16 protein-coding genes and 3 tRNA genes are annotated in these 16268 nt (G+C 60.6%); 5 read left to right on the top strand and 14 right to left on the bottom strand.

Translation table 11 applies throughout. The annotated features are described in order from the left end of the window. Positions 1–411: a thiol-disulfide oxidoreductase DCC family protein gene (locus MQW23_RS07525; protein WP_252107243.1), complete on the top strand. Its 411-nt coding sequence runs from the start codon at positions 1–3 to the stop codon at positions 409–411. A gap of 27 nt (positions 412–438) precedes the next feature. On the opposite strand, the gene MQW23_RS07520 is transcribed toward MQW23_RS07525, so the two are convergent. The 9 genes from MQW23_RS07520 to rnr form a co-directional block, all read right to left on the bottom strand. Next, positions 439–741 carry a DUF6482 family protein gene (locus tag MQW23_RS07520; RefSeq protein ID WP_252107242.1) on the bottom strand — a complete coding sequence of 101 codons (303 nt, stop codon included), beginning with the start codon at positions 739–741 and terminating at the stop codon, positions 439–441. A 181-nt stretch (positions 742–922) separates the two neighbouring features. Continuing rightward, on the bottom strand, positions 923–1219 hold the full coding sequence (locus MQW23_RS07515) for a hypothetical protein (protein WP_252107667.1): 297 nt from the start codon (positions 1217–1219) through the stop codon (positions 923–925). A gap of 153 nt (positions 1220–1372) precedes the next feature. Further along, complete coding sequence (dnaB, locus tag MQW23_RS07510) at positions 1373–2758, bottom strand: replicative DNA helicase (protein ID WP_252107241.1); 1386 nt, start codon at positions 2756–2758, stop codon at positions 1373–1375. A 300-nt stretch (positions 2759–3058) separates the two neighbouring features. Then, positions 3059–3505 (bottom strand): 50S ribosomal protein L9, encoded by a 447-nt coding sequence (rplI, locus tag MQW23_RS07505; RefSeq protein ID WP_252107240.1) that lies wholly within the window; start codon positions 3503–3505, stop codon positions 3059–3061. A 15-nt stretch (positions 3506–3520) separates the two neighbouring features. Continuing rightward, on the bottom strand, positions 3521–4372 hold the full coding sequence (locus MQW23_RS07500; protein ID WP_252107239.1) for a hypothetical protein: 852 nt from the start codon (positions 4370–4372) through the stop codon (positions 3521–3523). Between the two features lie 12 nt (positions 4373–4384). Continuing rightward, a complete protein-coding gene (rpsR, locus tag MQW23_RS07495; protein ID WP_009097135.1) occupies positions 4385–4612 on the bottom strand; it encodes a 30S ribosomal protein S18 in 228 nt (75 codons plus the stop codon). A 34-nt stretch (positions 4613–4646) separates the two neighbouring features. Continuing rightward, positions 4647–5054 (bottom strand): 30S ribosomal protein S6, encoded by a 408-nt coding sequence (gene rpsF / locus MQW23_RS07490; protein WP_252107238.1) that lies wholly within the window; start codon positions 5052–5054, stop codon positions 4647–4649. Between the two features lie 228 nt (positions 5055–5282). After that, positions 5283–6095 carry a 23S rRNA (guanosine(2251)-2'-O)-methyltransferase RlmB gene (gene rlmB / locus MQW23_RS07485; protein ID WP_252107237.1) on the bottom strand — a complete coding sequence of 271 codons (813 nt, stop codon included), beginning with the start codon at positions 6093–6095 and terminating at the stop codon, positions 5283–5285. Between the two features lie 2 nt (positions 6096–6097). Next, positions 6098–8605: a ribonuclease R gene (gene rnr / locus MQW23_RS07480; RefSeq protein ID WP_252107236.1), complete on the bottom strand. Its 2508-nt coding sequence runs from the start codon at positions 8603–8605 to the stop codon at positions 6098–6100. Positions 8606–8862: 257 nt separating this feature from the next. On the opposite strand from rnr, the gene MQW23_RS07475 reads away from it, so the two are divergent. The 3 genes from MQW23_RS07475 to MQW23_RS07465 all read left to right on the top strand — a co-directional run bounded on the left by MQW23_RS07475 (position 8863) and on the right by MQW23_RS07465 (position 9207). Next, positions 8863–8949 (top strand) — tRNA-Leu (locus MQW23_RS07475). Positions 8950–9011: 62 nt separating this feature from the next. Continuing rightward, a tRNA-Leu gene (locus MQW23_RS07470) sits at positions 9012–9098 on the top strand. A 22-nt stretch (positions 9099–9120) separates the two neighbouring features. Further along, positions 9121–9207, top strand: a tRNA-Leu gene (locus tag MQW23_RS07465). A gap of 166 nt (positions 9208–9373) precedes the next feature. Here the strand turns inward: MQW23_RS07465 and MQW23_RS07460 are convergent. Both MQW23_RS07460 and MQW23_RS07455 read right to left on the bottom strand, forming a co-directional pair. Further along, on the bottom strand, positions 9374–10237 hold the full coding sequence (locus tag MQW23_RS07460; protein WP_252107235.1) for a DNA/RNA non-specific endonuclease: 864 nt from the start codon (positions 10235–10237) through the stop codon (positions 9374–9376). Positions 10238–10313: 76 nt separating this feature from the next. Beyond that, on the bottom strand, positions 10314–10589 hold the full coding sequence (locus MQW23_RS07455; RefSeq protein WP_252107234.1) for an Lrp/AsnC family transcriptional regulator: 276 nt from the start codon (positions 10587–10589) through the stop codon (positions 10314–10316). A 274-nt stretch (positions 10590–10863) separates the two neighbouring features. Here MQW23_RS07455 and MQW23_RS07450 point away from each other — a divergent pair, with 274 nt between their 5' ends. Continuing rightward, positions 10864–11178 (top strand): high-potential iron-sulfur protein, encoded by a 315-nt coding sequence (locus tag MQW23_RS07450; RefSeq protein ID WP_252107233.1) that lies wholly within the window; start codon positions 10864–10866, stop codon positions 11176–11178. A gap of 84 nt (positions 11179–11262) precedes the next feature. Here the strand turns inward: MQW23_RS07450 and MQW23_RS07445 are convergent, their stop codons facing one another. From MQW23_RS07445 to MQW23_RS07435, 3 genes are read right to left on the bottom strand one after another with little or no spacing between them, the layout of a single operon-like run. Then, entirely contained in the window at positions 11263–12840 is a 1578-nt protein-coding gene (locus MQW23_RS07445) for a SpoVR family protein (RefSeq protein WP_252107232.1), read from the bottom strand. A 28-nt stretch (positions 12841–12868) separates the two neighbouring features. Continuing rightward, on the bottom strand, positions 12869–14158 hold the full coding sequence (locus MQW23_RS07440; protein ID WP_252107231.1) for a YeaH/YhbH family protein: 1290 nt from the start codon (positions 14156–14158) through the stop codon (positions 12869–12871). 34 nt (positions 14159–14192) lie between these two features. After that, on the bottom strand, positions 14193–16115 hold the full coding sequence (locus MQW23_RS07435; protein ID WP_252107230.1) for a PrkA family serine protein kinase: 1923 nt from the start codon (positions 16113–16115) through the stop codon (positions 14193–14195). Between the last annotated feature and the right edge of the window lie 153 nt (positions 16116–16268).

The following is a 16268-nucleotide window of genomic DNA, read 5'->3' as shown; positions in this document are numbered from 1 at the left end:
GTGAACAGCCAACGCTTTAAAAGTCTTAACGCCCGCGCGCCGGTGACGCTCTACTACGACGGCCACTGCCCGTTTTGTCTGAAAGAGGTCGCTTGGCTGGAAAAGCATCCGCGCCGCCAGCGCATCGAACTGGTGGATATTCAGGCCAGCACGTTCGACGCCGCCACCGTGGGGTGCAATTTCGATGACCTGATGGGCAAACTGCACGTCAAGGATCGAAACGAGCAGTGGTATATCGGCATGGAAGCCAGCCGGGCCCTGTATGCGGTGCTGGGCTACCGGCGGATGGTAGGGATGTCCTGCTTACCGGGCCTTCGCGGGGTGATGGATGCAGGCTACCGTTTGTTTGCCCGCTACCGCGTACGGCTGGGGCGGTGGGTGGAAAAGCGCCAAACGAGACACTCTCGGTGAGAAACCACTTGAGGCTCTAACGCCGCGTTAGAAAACGAGCGGCATGCGCGAGGCCAAGGGCTCGCTGTAGTGCGCGGCGCGGCCGATCATCTCGTCGTGGGGTACGTGCTGCACCAGATACGCGCGGTGAATGTCGGCCCGCTTGAGCTCGAGATAGACGTCGTCCAGCGAGCGAAACAGCATCGGCTTACCGCGCTGGGTCAACATGTGTCGGCTACCCTCGACATCCTCGAGCTCGACTTGATAAAAGCGGCTGCCCGAGTGGGTAATTACCCGTATCTCGAAATTGCTGGAGCCTTCAACAAAGGTTTTCAGTTCGTTCAAATCCATGAATCTCTCCTGTTATTAGTGGTCATGAGGCACAGCCTGACGCCTCCCCATGACAGTTTTATTACCCTATCAGGGTAACAGTAGCGCAAATTTCGCCGCTTCACTAAGGCGCCCAAGCGCCAACGTAACAAAAGAGTTTTTTATCAGAGACCTGGCTCACCAAAAGCCCTTTTTGGCCTGCCTACTGATACTGGGAAGGATCGATGGCCTTGCCCAGAGAGTTACGGTCTATCCAGTTGCCGCCCTTGGTTTCTTTGTATCGAAACACGACCTTGTCGCCGATTTCTACGGGCAGCTCGCCGTCTTCGGTCTGGTAGCTAAAAGCTTCGCCGTTGACCACCAAGTGGTAGCGGTAAAGATCCGGCATGCCCAGCCACTCCTTGAACGGCCCTTCGCGCTCCAGCGACTCGAGTTCACCCCGGCCTTCGAGCTTGGGAAGACGCTTCTTGTTGCCTCGCTTAAAACCACCACCAGCCATGCGCTGCTCCTGTCGATTGAACGTTTGATCGAACGTGGTCACGCCGAGATCAATGAATAAACTCGGTCGTGCCGCCCACGCTGATATCACCCTACACATCGGTTTTCACGTTGAAGGGGTCGGCATTATACGGGCTGCGCCCCGTGGCTCAAGTCATTCGCCGAAGGCCTGGCCGTAGCTGTCCGGGGCCAGATCCTCGAAGCGGGTGTATTTGCCGATGAACGCCATATGGACCGTGCCGATCGGCCCGTTACGCTGCTTGCCGATGATCAGTTCGGCGAGCCCCTGGTTATCCGGGTTATCCGGGTTGTATACCTCATCGCGGTAGACGAAGGCGATAACGTCGGCGTCCTGCTCGATGGCGCCGGATTCACGTAGATCCGACATGACCGGGCGCTTGTTGGGGCGCTGCTCCAGAGAGCGGTTGAGCTGGGAAAGCGCCACCACCGGGCAGCCGAACTCTTTCGCCAACCCCTTGAGCGAGCGTGAAATCTCCGAGATCTCGCCGGTACGGTTTTCCGAAAAGCCGGGGATCTGCATCAGCTGAAGGTAGTCGATCATGATCAGCGCCATGTTGCCGTGTTCGCGCACGACGCGGCGGATCCGCGAGCGCATCTCGTTGGGCGAAAGCGCGGCAGTGTCATCGATGAACAGCTGCTTGTCCTTGAGAAGGTTCACCGCCGAGGTCAGCCTCGGCCAGTCCTCGTCCTCGAGCTGACCCGAGCGCACGCGGGTCTGATCGATGCGCCCAAGTGACGAGAGCATCCTGAGCATCAGGGACTCTGCGGGCATCTCCATGGAGAACACCATCACCGGCTTGTCGCTCGAGATTACCGCGTGCTCGACCAGGTTCATGGCGAAAGTGGTTTTACCCATCGACGGGCGCCCGGCGATGATCACCAGATCCGAAGGCTGCCAGCCCGAAGTCATCTCGTCGAGATCGCGAAACCCGGAGGAGAGCCCGGTCATCTCGCCTTTCATGTTGAAAAGCTCGTCGATACGATCGACGGCCTTGGTCAGAAGCTCGCTCATGCCGATCGGCCCACCGGTCTTGGGGCGCTCCTCGGCAATCTGAAACACCAGCCGCTCGGCTTCGTTCAACAGCTCGTCCGCCGGGCGGCCCTGAGGCGAGAAGGCACCGTCGGCGATCTGATTGGCCGCGCGAATCAGCTTTCGAAGCGTGGCCCGCTCGCGCACGATATCGGCGTAGGCGCGAATGTTGCTCGCCGACGGCGTGTTGCGCGCAAGCTCGGCCAAAAACCCGAGCCCGCCGACGCTGTCGAGCTGGTCGCGCGCCTCCAGCGCCTCGGACAGCGTGATCACATCCAGCGGCTGGCCAGACTCGGCCAGGTGGATCATGACGTTGAACACCAGCCGGTGCTCGTAGCGGTAGAAATCGTCCGCGGCCAGGCGCTCGGCGACGTTGTCCCAGGCCTGATTGTCGAGCATCAGCCCGCCAAGCACCGACTGCTCGGCCTCGAGCGAGTGCGGCGGAAGCTTTAGCGCCGCCGTTTCCTGATCCGCAGGGGACTCATCCATCCCGGGCTCCTTTCGATAGCGTCTTACGCGGGCAATAGTGTCCTGGGCGGACAATCGCCCTGCGCGGGGTCACTGACAAGCGGCCCCATGTTACTCACGAGCCCGCCAGGCGCTTGGCGCTTGGCGGTGGCGAAAACGATTTTGCAAGGCAGCGCCTTGCAAAATCGACTCCTTACGCCCCTAAAGCGGTATAAAACGGGGCAAAAACACGAGTCTAAAAAACGAGTTAAAAAAACAAAGGGCGCGGGATAACCCGCGCCCTTTTCGGCGTCACCGGAGGTGGCAAAGCATCCGTTGGGATTACTCTGCAACCACCACTACGCGTACGGTTGCATCCACTTCGGCATGCAGGTGCAGGGCAATGTCGTATTCGCCAGTTTGACGAATCGGGCCCTCGGGCATGCGAACTTCGCTCTTGGCGACATCAATGCCGGCAGAGGAGATCGCATCGGCCAGATCGCGCGGACCGATCGAGCCAAACAGCTTGCCTTCGTCACCGGCTTTGGAGACCAGCGACAGTTCGATGTCGTTGAGCTGCTCAGCGCGCGCTTCGGCTTCTGATTTACGCTCGGCGGCTTGAGCTTCGAGCTCGGCACGCTGCGCTTCGAACGCTTCAACGTTCTCTTTGGTTGCCGGTACGGCCAGGCCGTACGGTACCAGGTAGTTACGACCGTAACCGGGCTTTACAGTGACCTTGTCACCCAAGCCTCCCAGCTTACCAATCTTGTCGAGCAGAATGACTTCCATCTCGTAAACCTCTAGTCAATTGCTGCGGGTAAGGCGTGCGCGAACGTTCGCGAAAGTATCAATCAGCCCCAACAGCAGCACAATGAGAATCGTGGGCAAGGTTGTGATCAGCAGCACATAAAATACCGCCAGCCACAGCCCGTTCATCCCCTTTAGTCCAATAAATCCGTGCACTAACGCAATGCCGGCCACTAACAGCGGCACCCAGCCAACGATCAGGAGCGCCTCGCCTCCGAGCACCAGCGCCACGACGCCAAGAATCGCCAACAGCGCGAACTCTTTAGGGCTCAAGCGCAGCGCGTGAAACTCTTCACGAAAGCCGCCCGGGTTATAAAGCCCGGCCTGCCAGCTGCGCCCCAGGGCCAGACAGGCGATCGATGCCAACAGCACGATCAGCCCGGTGACCCCGCCGACCACCAGCGCGGCTAGCGCTTGGGTGTCGTACCCCTGGCGGGCGAACTCGGTGAGCATGTTGTCCACCTCTGCCGAGCTCTGCCTGAGCTGCTCGAGCATCAGCTCCGACCCACCGGGCAGGCTGAAGATACCGAGCTGGATCATGAAGGCCGACGCCAGCGTGCCGACGATCAGCGCTTCGCTCCAACGCATCCGCTCGCGCAGGATGACGGCCATCAGCGTCACCAGCAGCACACTGGCTAACGGAATCACGTCGCCCTGCATCCACCAAAAACCGGCGGGGATGGCGGCGGCGAGAATCACCGGCAGCGCCGGGGCGAACCCGCGACGAAGCGTCACCAGAGCGGCAATGGCGGCTCCCAACCAAAAAAGCCAGGGCACCAGCGTTGCAAGTGACGCCACGCCAACGGCGTAAGGCGTTTTTTGCATCAGCCATCGTGCTAGTGCCAGCATCACATCAAGCGCTTACTGGTGGCTATCGGAATAGGGCAGTAGTGCCAGGTAGCGCGAACGCTTGATCGCGGTCGCCAGCTGGCGCTGGTAGCGTGCTTTAGTACCGGTGATACGGCTTGGAACGATCTTGCCGGTTTCGGTGATGTAAGCCTTCAGCGTGTCCAGATCCTTGTAGTCGATCTGCTTGACGCCTTCAGCGGTGAAGCGGCAAAACTTACGGCGACGGAAAAAACGTGCCATGGAGTAGCTCCTTTAAAACGTGCGGTGAATAAACTTAGGCAGTTTCTTCGGTTTCTGCTTCGGAGTCGGCATCAGCATCAGAGTCGTTGCGCGGCTTGTCTTCGCGACGCGGACGCTTCTCTTCTGCTGGCTTCATCATCGGCGAGGCTTCGGTGACCGCTTCCTTGCAGCGGACCACGAGGCTACGGATGATGGCATCGTTGAAACGGAAGATGTTTTCGATCTCTTCCAGCGTTTCACCGGTGCACTCGACGTTCATCAGCACGTAGTGAGCCTTGTGGATCTTGTTGATCGGGTAAGCCAAGTGACGACGGCCCCAATCTTCAAGGCGATGCACGGTGCCCGAATTTTCGGTCACGATGCTGGTGTAGCGCTCGACCATAGCCGGCACTTGCTCGCTCTGATCCGGGTGGACCATAAACACGATTTCATAATGACGCATGGAATCTCCTTGCGGTTTGACAGCTTCCGGTGCGCACCAATAAGGCTTGGCAGGGAAGCAAGGAGTTAACTGAATGCCCTACGCAAACGCGCTTTCACCATCGTGGAGACCACGATGAAGCGTCGTTCAATCGCCTTGGCATCAAGCAGAACTTTCATGGTGTGAGGGAAAAACCCTCAAGGCGCCCGCAACGAATAAACGGGCGAGCGCATTTTAGAAGCGTTGGGGTCAACTTGCAAGCTGGCGCTGGCGAACCGCCTCGAACAGGCAGATCCCCGCGGCAACCGAGACGTTCAAACTCGACACCTGGCCGGCCATGGGCAATTTCGCCAGATGATCGCAGCCCTCGCGAGTCAGCCGGCGCATGCCCTTGCCCTCGGCGCCCATGACCAGCGCCGTGGGACCCTTGAAGTCGAGCTCATAAAGCGAGGAGTCGGCCTCTCCGGCGGTGCCGGTGATCCAGACGTTGTACTCCTTGAGCTTTTCAAGCGTGCGGGAGAGATTGGTGACCTGGTAGACCGGCACGACCTCCGCCGCGCCGCAGGCGACCTTGCGCACCGTGGCGTTGAGCGGCGCGGCGTTGTCCTTCGCCACGATCACGCCGTGCGCGCCGGCGGCATCGGCGCTACGCAGGCACGCGCCGAAGTTGTGCACGTCGGTGACGCCGTCGAGCACCAGCAAAAGCGGCGGCGCATCGGCCTGCCAGGCACGCAGCTTGAGCCAAAGCGACTCCTCCCCTTCCGCCGTCAGCGGCGCGCAAAACGCGACTACGCCTTGGTGGGCGGCGCCGGCGGTGAGCTGGTCGAGAAGCTCTCGCGGCTGCTCCTTGAGCCGAGCGCCCTGAGTACGGGCGCGCTCGATCAAAAGATTCAAGCGCTTGCCCGCGCCCTGCTGAATCCAAAGCTCGCGCGGGGCCTCGCCCCGCTCCAGCAGACTTTCCAGGGCGTGAACGCCGTAGACCTGGTCGAGGCCTTCCGGCACCGGTACCGGCGCCGCCCCTTTTGAGCCACCACGCGTACCGCGTCTGGACGATGACTTCATCCTTATCCCTTATTTAGCGGTGGTTTTTTAGGGGCGCGGCGGCTGCGCTGCGGGCCGCTTTTAGCCGCCGGCGCCTCACCCGCCGATTCAGGTTTGGAATCGGCCTTACTTGCTGGGACTTGCGAGCGCTCATTTTCCCTGGCTTCAGCCCTGGGCTCGGCCTTGCCTTCCGAGGCCTTGCCACCGCCACGTTTGGATGGCGAACGGCGCGAATTCTCGGAAGCATCACCGCCGCCGGGGCGCTTGCGCGGCTGGCGGCGCGGGCGCGGCTTTTCGTCGCCGAGCGCGAAGTCGATCTTGCGATCGTCCATGTCGACCCGAGCGACCTGTACCGTCAGGCCATCGCCCAGGCGATAGGTGGCACCGGTGCGCTCGCCCTTCAAGCGATGCTTCTCGGCTTCGTAGTGATAGTAGTCCGAGGGCAGCGAGGTCACGTGCACGAGACCTTCGACGAAGAAGGTGTCCAGGCGCACGAACAGCCCGAACTGGGTCACCGAGGCGATGGTGCCGTCAAAGGTTTCGCCAAGCTTGTCGGACATGAACTCGCATTTGAGCCAGCTTTCGACGTCGCGAGTCGCTTCATCCGCGCGGCGCTCGGTCATCGAGCAGTGCTCACCAAGCTCAAGCATCTGCTCGAAGGTGTAGGGGCACCACTTGCTCGGCGGCTCGACCGGGCCGCCTTCGACGCGCACCACGGTGCTGGTCTGGCGGGGTCCGCGAATCACCGAGCGAATCGCGCGGTGCACCAGCAAATCGGGGTAGCGACGAATCGGCGAAGTGAAGTGGGCGTAGGCCTGGTAGGCCAAACCGAAGTGACCTTCGTTTTGCGGCGAATAAACCGCCTGATTCATCGAGCGCAGCATGACCGTTTGAATAATGTCCGCATCCGGTCGGTCGCTGATCGCTTCTCTGAGCGCCTGATAGTCCTGGGGCGTGGGCTCGTCGCCGCCGCCAACGGAAAGGCCCAGCTCGCTCAAGAACAGACGCAGCTTGTCCAGACGCTCCGGGATCGGGCGCTCGTGGATGCGGTAAAGCGCCGGCAGGTCGTGCTTGTCCAGAAAGCGTGCGGTCGCCACGTTCGCGGCGAGCATGCACTCTTCGATCATCTTGTGCGCGTCGTTACGACTTCTGGGCACGATCTCCTGAATCTTGCGCTCTTCATTGAACACGATCGCGGTTTCGGTGGTATCGAAGTCGATCGCCCCGCGCTCTTCGCGCGCCTCACGCAGAAGCTTGTAAAGCGCGTGCAGGCTCTCGATCGGCTTGACGAGATCCTTGTGCTCTTCACGAAGCTTTTGTCCCTGCTCGCTCTCCGGCTCCAGCATTGCCGCGACCTTGTTGTAGGTCAGCCGCGCGTGGGAGTTCATCACCGCCTCGTAGAACGAGTAGCGGCTGATCGCGCCGGTTTTGGAGATATTCATCTCGCAAACCATTACGAGACGATCCACGTGCGGGTTCAGCGAGCAGAGCCCGTTGGAGAGCAGCTCCGGCAGCATGGGGACGACCTGGCCGGGGAAATAGACGGAGTTTCCGCGGGTGCGCGCCTCGTCGTCCAGCGCGGTGCCCGGACGCACGTAGTGGGATACGTCGGCGATCGCAACGATCAGCTTCCAGCTGCCGGATTTGGTCTTCCAGGCGTACACCGCGTCGTCGAAATCCTTGGCCGACTCATCATCGATGGTGACCAGCGGCAAATCGCGCAGATCCACCCGGTGCTTCTTGTCCTCTTCCAGCACCTCGGCGGAAATGCCGCTGGTCTGATCGAGCACTTCCGGCGGAAACTCCGCGGGGATCTCGTAGCTTCGAATCGCGATGTCGATTTCCATGCCCGGGTCCATGCGCTCGCCCAGCACCTCGATCACCTCGCCCATCGGCTGCACGCGGGTCGCGGGCTGCTGAGTGATGCGGGCCGAGATTACTTGGCCATCCTTCGCGCCTTCGCTGGCGGTATGGGGAATCAACACTTCCTGGGTGATCCGCGGGTTTTCCGGAATCAGAATGCCGAACTCCGGCGTATTGCTGCGATACACGCCCACCAGGGTTTGGGTGTTGCGCCCGATCACCTCGGCGATGGTGCCTTCGTCGCGCCCGCGCCGGTCGCGCCCGCTGACGCGCACCAGTACGTGATCGCCGTGGAAGACGCGGCGCATCTGGCGCGCGGGCAGCACGATATCCGGCTTTTTGCCGTCGTCGCGCAGCACGAAGCCGAAGCCGTCGCGGTGGCCCTGCACCTTGCCTTTGATCAGATCGAGCTTGTCGATCAGCGCATAGGCACCGCGGCGGTCGCGCAGCACCTGGCCGTCGCGCTCCATCGCCGCCATGCGCCGGCGCACGGCTTCGAGGTGGTCTTCGTCTTCGATGCCCAGCATCCGGCTCATGTTTTCATGAGTGATCGGCTTGCCGTAGCTTTCGAGCGCGGCCAGCAGATACTCACGGCTGGGCGCGGGGTTGTCGTATTTATGCGCCTCGCGCTCAGCGTGCGGGTCATCACTTAACGTCCAGTACTTCATGCGTTCGTCGTCCCTGATGGCGTGTGCGAAAGGCAAGGAAAAAAGGCCGTGCAAAAGCACGCCTTGGATAGAGAGGCGGGCGCTTTGAATAGGCAAAACGCGCCGAAAATAGTCATGGTGTCTTTGGTCATCGGTGCAGTATAGCGCCGCCGCTTCAATCACCCAACCGTCGGCGCGCCCATTCGATCGATTTTTGATTCAAAAATGCGCCTGAACACTTGCATTTAGGCTTGGGCCTGGTATTATACGCGCCACTTGCCCAGATGGCGGAATTGGTAGACGCGCTAGCTTCAGGTGCTAGTGTCCGTATGGACGTGGAGGTTCAAGTCCTCTTCTGGGCACCAATCGATACCGTGTTATCCCCTTTTCACGAGATCGAGCGGTGTAAAACAAGCGGTTCGTATTCGCCCGGGTGGCGGAATTGGTAGACGCGCTAGCTTCAGGTGCTAGTGACTGTATGGTCGTGGAGGTTCAAGTCCTCTCCCGGGCACCAATCGGATACGAGCACATGATGCGCCCAGGTGGCGGAATTGGTAGACGCGCTAGCTTCAGGTGCTAGTGTCCGTATGGACGTGGAGGTTCAAGTCCTCTCCTGGGCACCATCGAGGTGTCGTCCGCATCATTATCAGGCCTTCCCGCTTTTTTAATTCCTCGTATTTTTTTAATAAGCCTCTGCAATGTTCCGATTATCGCGCGCTACTTAAGCCGTGCTCGAACCGACGCCGTCTTCCAGCGCCCGTCGATTCCCCTCTATTATCTGTTATGCCCTTACTGAAACCGCCCCGGCCGTTTCGAGACTTCCTCGAGCGCCCAGCCTTGGGTGTTGACCTCGCCTTCCAGTACCGATTCCACCGCTGGCGATAGCCGCGGGAAGAAATTAAGCCCGGTGCGCGCCTCTACGTCGTCGATGGTGACCAGATAGTCCGCGAGCGGTTCGTTGCCGCGCACGTCCTGGGGCATGATGAAGGCCAGCGCCAGCGGGGCGTCGGCGTGGGGGGCGACGATGATCTTGTAAAACGCCTCGGGCACTTCGACCAGGCCCACGCGGTTCAGGACGTTATCGGTAAAGCGCTCGGGGAAGATCGGGCCGGTGATGACCTGTAACACGTCAAAGCGCGGCGCGAAGTGATCCATTACCGACTCCTCCAGGCGCTGCCAAAGCTGGCGGTTCAGATTTGGCTTCTGAGGGCTCATGTTGCTCATCAGGAAGGTATCGAGCTGGGCGCTTCGGCCGTGAACCGCGGCGATTGCATAGTTGGGCGCCATGTGGCCGCGATCATAACCGCTGCCGGAGTAGCTGTCGGTACCGACCGGCCAGAGCGTTCGCCAGTCCGGTCGAAAGCCCGGCCGCGAACCGATACGGGTATCGTCGGCGACTGCGGTGACCTGGTAGCTGACCCAGAGCGGGTTGACGCGCACGTCCGACCAGCCGACAACGAAGCCGTCGTTTCGCAAAACGCGATGAAAGCTGGTGAAGCCGAGCTCGTTCCAGGTCGGCGCGCCCATCCAGACGACGTTTTGCAGCGCGTGGCGCTCCTGGTACTCCCAAAGCCCGCCCCCCACCACCACGAACAGCAGCGCAATGCCAAAGCGCCGACCCTGACGGCGCCAGCGCGCAAGCGATTTTCCCAACGACTCTCTCCCCACGTTCCCTTGTCGTCGCTGCTCGCGCGACACTTATCGTTCTTCGGTTATCTACCCGGCGCGGCTACCAGCCCAGGGAAAACATGGTTTCCAGATCGTGGCGCGAGTGAACCTGCATGGCGTTCAACGTTTCGGTGTCGCTGATACCCTCTACAGCGTTCAAGCGCTCGGTGACGAGCTCGGCAAGGCTTTCGAAGTCCCGGGTGCGGGCGATGGCGACCAGATCGTAGCGCCCGCAGGTCGAGTACACCTCGCTGATGCCCTCGACCTCCGCCAACCGCTCGGCCACGCCTTTTACCTGGCCCTTTTCGGTATTAATCAAAATGACAGCGTTTTGCATGGCGCCCTCGTTGGTCAACGTAATGAAAGTCTGCGTATTCAGGCCTGCGAGTATACCAGCCCCGCTCGGCGGGCCAAACGCTGCGATTGACGCGGTCTATTGCCGCGCATCCCAGAACCCATTAGAGACGCCTGCCCGCATGGGTTAAGATGCGTCATCGGTGAATGTTTTATCATGAGGCGATACCCAGAGCGCTATAGCGCCTCGCCCGCGACCTACCCGTGACAGCTCGCCCCGGATGACGGGCTCTTCGTTAGCAAGATCAGGAGATACCATGGCCGATCAAAGCCGCCGTACGTTCATGCGCAACAGTGTACTGGGCCTGGCTGCCCTGCCGCTGGGCGCCGGCGTTTTATCGAAAACCGCGTTCGCCCAGTCGCTGCCCCGGCTCGACCCGAGCGCCCCCGCCGCCCAGGCGCTCAACTACGTGGAAGAGGCGCAAAGCGCCAGCGACCACCCCGCCTTCAGCGAAGGCGAGCTCTGCTCCAACTGCATGTTCTTCACCGAGTCCAACGAAGGCTGCCAGCTCTTCCCGGAAAACAGCGTCGCTCCAAACGGCTGGTGCCAGTCCTGGACCTCGAAAGGGTAATCGCAAAAGTTCAAACCAGACGCTTTTAAACAGAGACCCCGCCACTTGTTGGGGGGTCTCTGTTTGAGCCGGGTTCAAAACGCACTACGCGCCTTCGCCATCGCCCTCCTCTACCGGCCAGCGGTAGCGGTGCGTGACGCGCCCTTCGTCCATCGACACCAGATGCACCGGAAAGCCCCACAGCTTTTGCAGGTGGCGCATGACCGGGTAGACGCTGCGCTCCAGCGGCCGGCGGCTTTCCTGCACATGATGCAGCGTCAACGATCGGTCGCCGCGAATGGCCGCCTCGAACACCTGGATGTTGGGCTCGCGAAGCGACAGCGCGTACTGGGCGGAGAGCGCGTTGCGCACCCGACGGTAGCCCTGCTCGTTGTGAATCGCGCCCACGGCGAGCGTATCGCTTTGATCGTCGTCCACCATCACGAACAGTTTTAGATCGCGAATCACCTTCGGCGAGAGAAACTGCTGGATGAACGACTCATCCTTGAAGTTGCGCATGGCGAACTCCAGCGTCTCCCGCCAGGGCGAGCCCGCGATATCCGGAAACCAGGCGCGGTCCTCTTCTGTGGGCGCGGTGCAGATGCGCTCGATATCACGAAAGATCGCAAAGCCCAGCGCGTAGGGGTTGATCCCGCTGTAGTAGGGGCTGTCAAACTCCGGCTGATTGATGACCGCCGCGTGGGACTGCAAAAACTCGAGCATCAGGCCTTCGTCCACGTGGCCATCGTCATAGAGCCGGTTCATCAGGGTGTAGTGCCAGAAGCAGGCCCAGCCCTCGTTCATTACCTGGGTCTGGCGCTGCGGGTAGAAGTACTGGGCGAGCTTGCGCACGATGCGCACGATTTCGCGCTGCCAAGGCGCGAGCAGCGGCGCGTTTTTCTCGATGAAGTAGAGCAGGTTCTCCTGAGACTCCGGCGGGTAGCGCCCGCCCTCGTGCAGACCCAGCGGGTCGTCCTCGTCAAAAAACCCGCCCGGCAGCGTCTCGCTCTTCTCGAGAGGTTTAGGGATGGTGCGCCAAAGCATGTTGACCTGGGTTTGCAGGTAGGCCTCACGCTCCTGCTGGCGGGCGGCTTCCTGGGCAGCGGAGATTCTCGAGGGCCGCTTGTAGCGGTCCACGCCGTAGTTTTGCAGCGCGTGGCAGGCGTCGAGCAGTTGCTCGACGGCGTGAGTACCATGGCGCTCCTCACACCGGGCAATGTACTTTCGCGCAAACACCAGGTAGTCGACGATGGAGTCGGCTTCAGTCCAGGTACGAAACAGGTAGTTGCCCTTGAAAAAGGAGTTGTGGCCGTAGCAGGCGTGGGCCATGACCAGTACCTGCATCATCAGCGTGTTCTCTTCCATCAGGTACGCGATGCAGGGGTCGGAGTTGATCACTAGCTCATAAGCCAGCCCCATCTGGCCGCGCTTGTAGGCCTGTTGCACGGCGAGAAACTGCTTGCCGAAGGACCAGTGGTGATAGCCCACCGGCATGCCGACGCTGGCGTAGGCATCCATCATCTGCTCGGTAGTGATCACCTCGATCTGATTGGGGTAGGTATCGAGCCGGTACTCGTCGGCGAGTGCTGCCAGCACCTCGTCGAAGCGCTCGAGAATGTCGAAATTCCAGTCAGAGCCCGTGGCGATGGGGCCAGACGCGGGTGCATCGGAAGAGACTCGCATCGCGTACTCCTCGAAAAACAGGATCGGATCAGGACGACGTGGTCAGCCGGCGTTTGAACAGCTCGCGAAAGACCGGGTAGATATCGCCGGCTTCGAAAATCTGGCGCATCGCGAAACGCTCGCTGAACCGCTTGGCCACAGTTTCGTACTCGTGCCAGAGCGACTGATGCTCGTGCGGGGTGATCTCCACGTAGGCGAAGTATTGAAGGTTCGGCATCAGCTCCTTGATCAAGAGATCGCGGCAGATCGAGGAGTCGTCATCCCAGTTGTCGCCGTCGGAAGCCTGAGCGACGTAGAGATTCCATTGACTTGCCGGGTAGCGCTTCTCGACGATGCCGTGAACGAGCTTCAAGGCGCTCGAGACGATCGTGCCGCCGGTTTCCCGGGAGTAGAAAAACTCCTCCTCGCTGACCTCGCGAGCGGCAGTGTGGTGGCGCACGAAAACGAGCTCCACCTTCTCGTAGTGCTTCTCCAAAAACAGGTACAGCAACAGGAAGAAGCGCTTGGCGATATCCTTGTGGTTCTGGGTCATCGAGCCGGAGACGTCCATGACGCAGAAAATCACCGCTTGGCTCGAAGGCTGGGGCTCAGGGGCGAGCTGGTGATAGCGAAGGTCGACGGTATCGATGAACGGCACCGACGCGATGCGCTTTTCGAGCCGCTTGATCTCGGCCTCAAGCTCAGCGATGCGCGCCGGATTGCGCAGAATCGAGTCCTTGCCGAGCTCCTCGGCCAGCGCTAGCTGCGCCTCCATCAGCGCGCGCTTGATCGGCGCGCGCATGGCAATGCGCCGGGCGTAGGCCTCGCGCATCGAGCGGGTCACGCTCATGCGCGAAGGCACGCCGTCGCGGGCAAGCCCGGCGCGCACCATCTTGATCTCCTCCATGGTCTTGAGCGGCTTGCGCTGCAGGTGGGGAAGCTCAAGCCCATCGAACACGAACTCCAGAAACTCCTCGCGGCTCAGGGTAAAGGCGAACTCGTCATCGCCCTGGCCCTGATTGCTCGCCTTGCCCTCGCCGGCCCCGCCCCCTCCGCCGCCGCCTGGCGGGCGGCGGATCCGGTCACCTTCGAGAAACTCCTTGTTGCCGGGCGAGACGATACTTCGCTTGCCGCCCGGGCCGTGCTGAAAAACCGGCTCGGAAATGTCGCGGGTCGGAATGGAAACGCTTTCGCCGCGCTGCATATCGGTGATCGAGCGGCGGTTGACCGCCTCCTCCACCGAGCGCTTGATGTGGTGACGATAGCGCTCGAGAAAGCGCTGCCGGTTGACCGCGCTTTTGTGCTTCGCATTGGGCCTACGATCGATGAAGTAGGTCATACGACCTCCTTGAACCGGGCTACAAAAACCAGCGCTACTGAGATTTACGTACGCGCAAGTACCACTCCGACAGCAGGCGCACCTGTTTCTCGGTATAACCCCGCTCGACCATGCGCTCGACGAAATCCTCGTGCTTTTTCTGATCCGATTTCGACGCCTTAGCGTTGAAGGAGATCACCGGCAAAAGTTCCTCGGTATTGGCGAACATCTTGTGCTCGATCACGCCTCTGAGCTTTTCGTAGGACTGCCAGCTCGGGTTCATGCCGTTGTTCTGGGCACGCGCGCGCAGCACGAAGTTGACCACCTCGTGGCGGAAATCCTTCGGGTTGGAGATGCCCGCCGGCTTCTCGATCTTTTCGAGTTCCTCGTTGAGCGACTGGCGGTTCAAGAGCTCACCGGTTTCCGGGTCGCGGTACTCCTGGTCCTGAATCCAGAAGTCGGCGTAGGTCACGTAGCGGTCGAAAATGTTCTGGCCGTACTCGCTGTAGGACTCCAGATACGCGGTCTGAATCTCCTTGCCGATGAACTCGACGTAGCGCGGCGCCAAAAACTCCTTGATGAACCCGATATAGCGCTCGAACACTTCGGCGGGCAGCTGTTCGCGCTCCAGCGCCTGCTCCAGCACGTACAGAAGATGCACCGGGTTGGCGGCGACCTCGGTGCTGTCGAAGTTGAACACTTTCGACAGGATCTTGAAGGCAAAGCGGGTCGAAAGCCCCTGCATGCCCTCATCCACCCCGGCGGCGTCGCGATACTCCTGGATCGACTTCGCCCGCGGGTCGGTGTCCTTCAGGTTTTCGCCGTCGTAGACGCGCATCTTGGAGTAGACGCTGGAGTTCTCCGGCACCTTGAGCCTTGAAAGCGTGGTGAACTGCGCCAACATACGCAGCGTGTCCGGCGCGCAGGGTGCCTGGTTGAGCGAGGACTCCTCGAGAAGCTTTTGGTAGATGCTGATCTCTTCGGAAACGCGCAGGCAGTACGGCACCTTGACGATGTAGACGCGGTCGAGAAACGCCTCGTTGTTACGGTTGTTGCGAAATGCCTGCCACTCGGACTCGTTGGAGTGGGCGAGAATCACACCGTCGAAGGGGATCGCGCCCATGCCTTCGGTGGGGTTGTAGTTGCCCTCCTGGGTCGCGGTCAACAGCGGGTGGAGCACCTTGATCGGCGCCTTGAACATCTCGACGAACTCCATCAGCCCCTGGTTGGCGCGGCAAAGCCCGCCGGAGAAGCTGTAGGCGTCCGGGTCGTCCTGGGAGAAGAGCTCGAGTTTGCGAATATCGACCTTGCCCACCAGCGAGGAGATATCCTGGTTGTTCTCGTCACCCGGCTCGGTCTTGGAGATCGCGATTTGATTGAGCCGCGAGGGATACAGGCGCACCACGCGAAACTGCGAGATATCGCCACCGTTCTCCTTTAACCGCTTGGCCGCCCAGGGCGACATCACGCTTTTTAGATAGCGCCTGGGGATACCGTACTCCTGCTCCAGAAGCTCGCCATCCTCTTCCGGCGAGAAAAGCCCCAGCGGGGACTCCTGCACCGGCGAATCCTTGATCGCGTAAAAGGGAATGCGCTCCATCAAGAGCTTCAAGCGCTCGGCAAGCGACGACTTACCGCCGCCGACCGGACCCAGCAGGTAGAGGATCTGCTTGCGCTCTTCAAGGCCTTGGGCGGCGTGGCGAAAGTAAGCCACGATCTGCTCGATGGCATCTTCCATACCGTGAAATTCAGCAAACGCCGGGTAGCGGCGGATCACCTTGTTGGAAAAAATGCGTGAAAGGCGCGGGTCTTTGGCGGTATCGATTACCTCCGGCTCGCCGATCGCCTCGAGCATACGCTCGGAGGCGCTGGCGTAGACCTTCGGATCGCGTTTACAAAGGGCGAGATACTCCTCGAGGGTCAACTCTTCCTGCTGAATACGGGCGAACCGGTCTTGAACGTGATCAAAGATGCTCATTGAACTCTCCTGTGGCCCAGCCTCAGGTATACCGCTCAACCACCCTGTCAGTGCGGTGTACCAAACGAGGTATCGCTCTATTAGCGTAGACAGCATTAATCGAAAAAGAGTGATAAAAACTTCAACGCTAGAATGAATTTCGGGTTGAAAACA

Source organism: Halomonas sp. S3-1-1 (assembly GCF_023757625.1).
Classification (GTDB): Bacteria; Pseudomonadota; Gammaproteobacteria; order Pseudomonadales; family Halomonadaceae; genus Vreelandella.
This window is presented reverse-complemented; position numbering and strand designations above follow the sequence as displayed.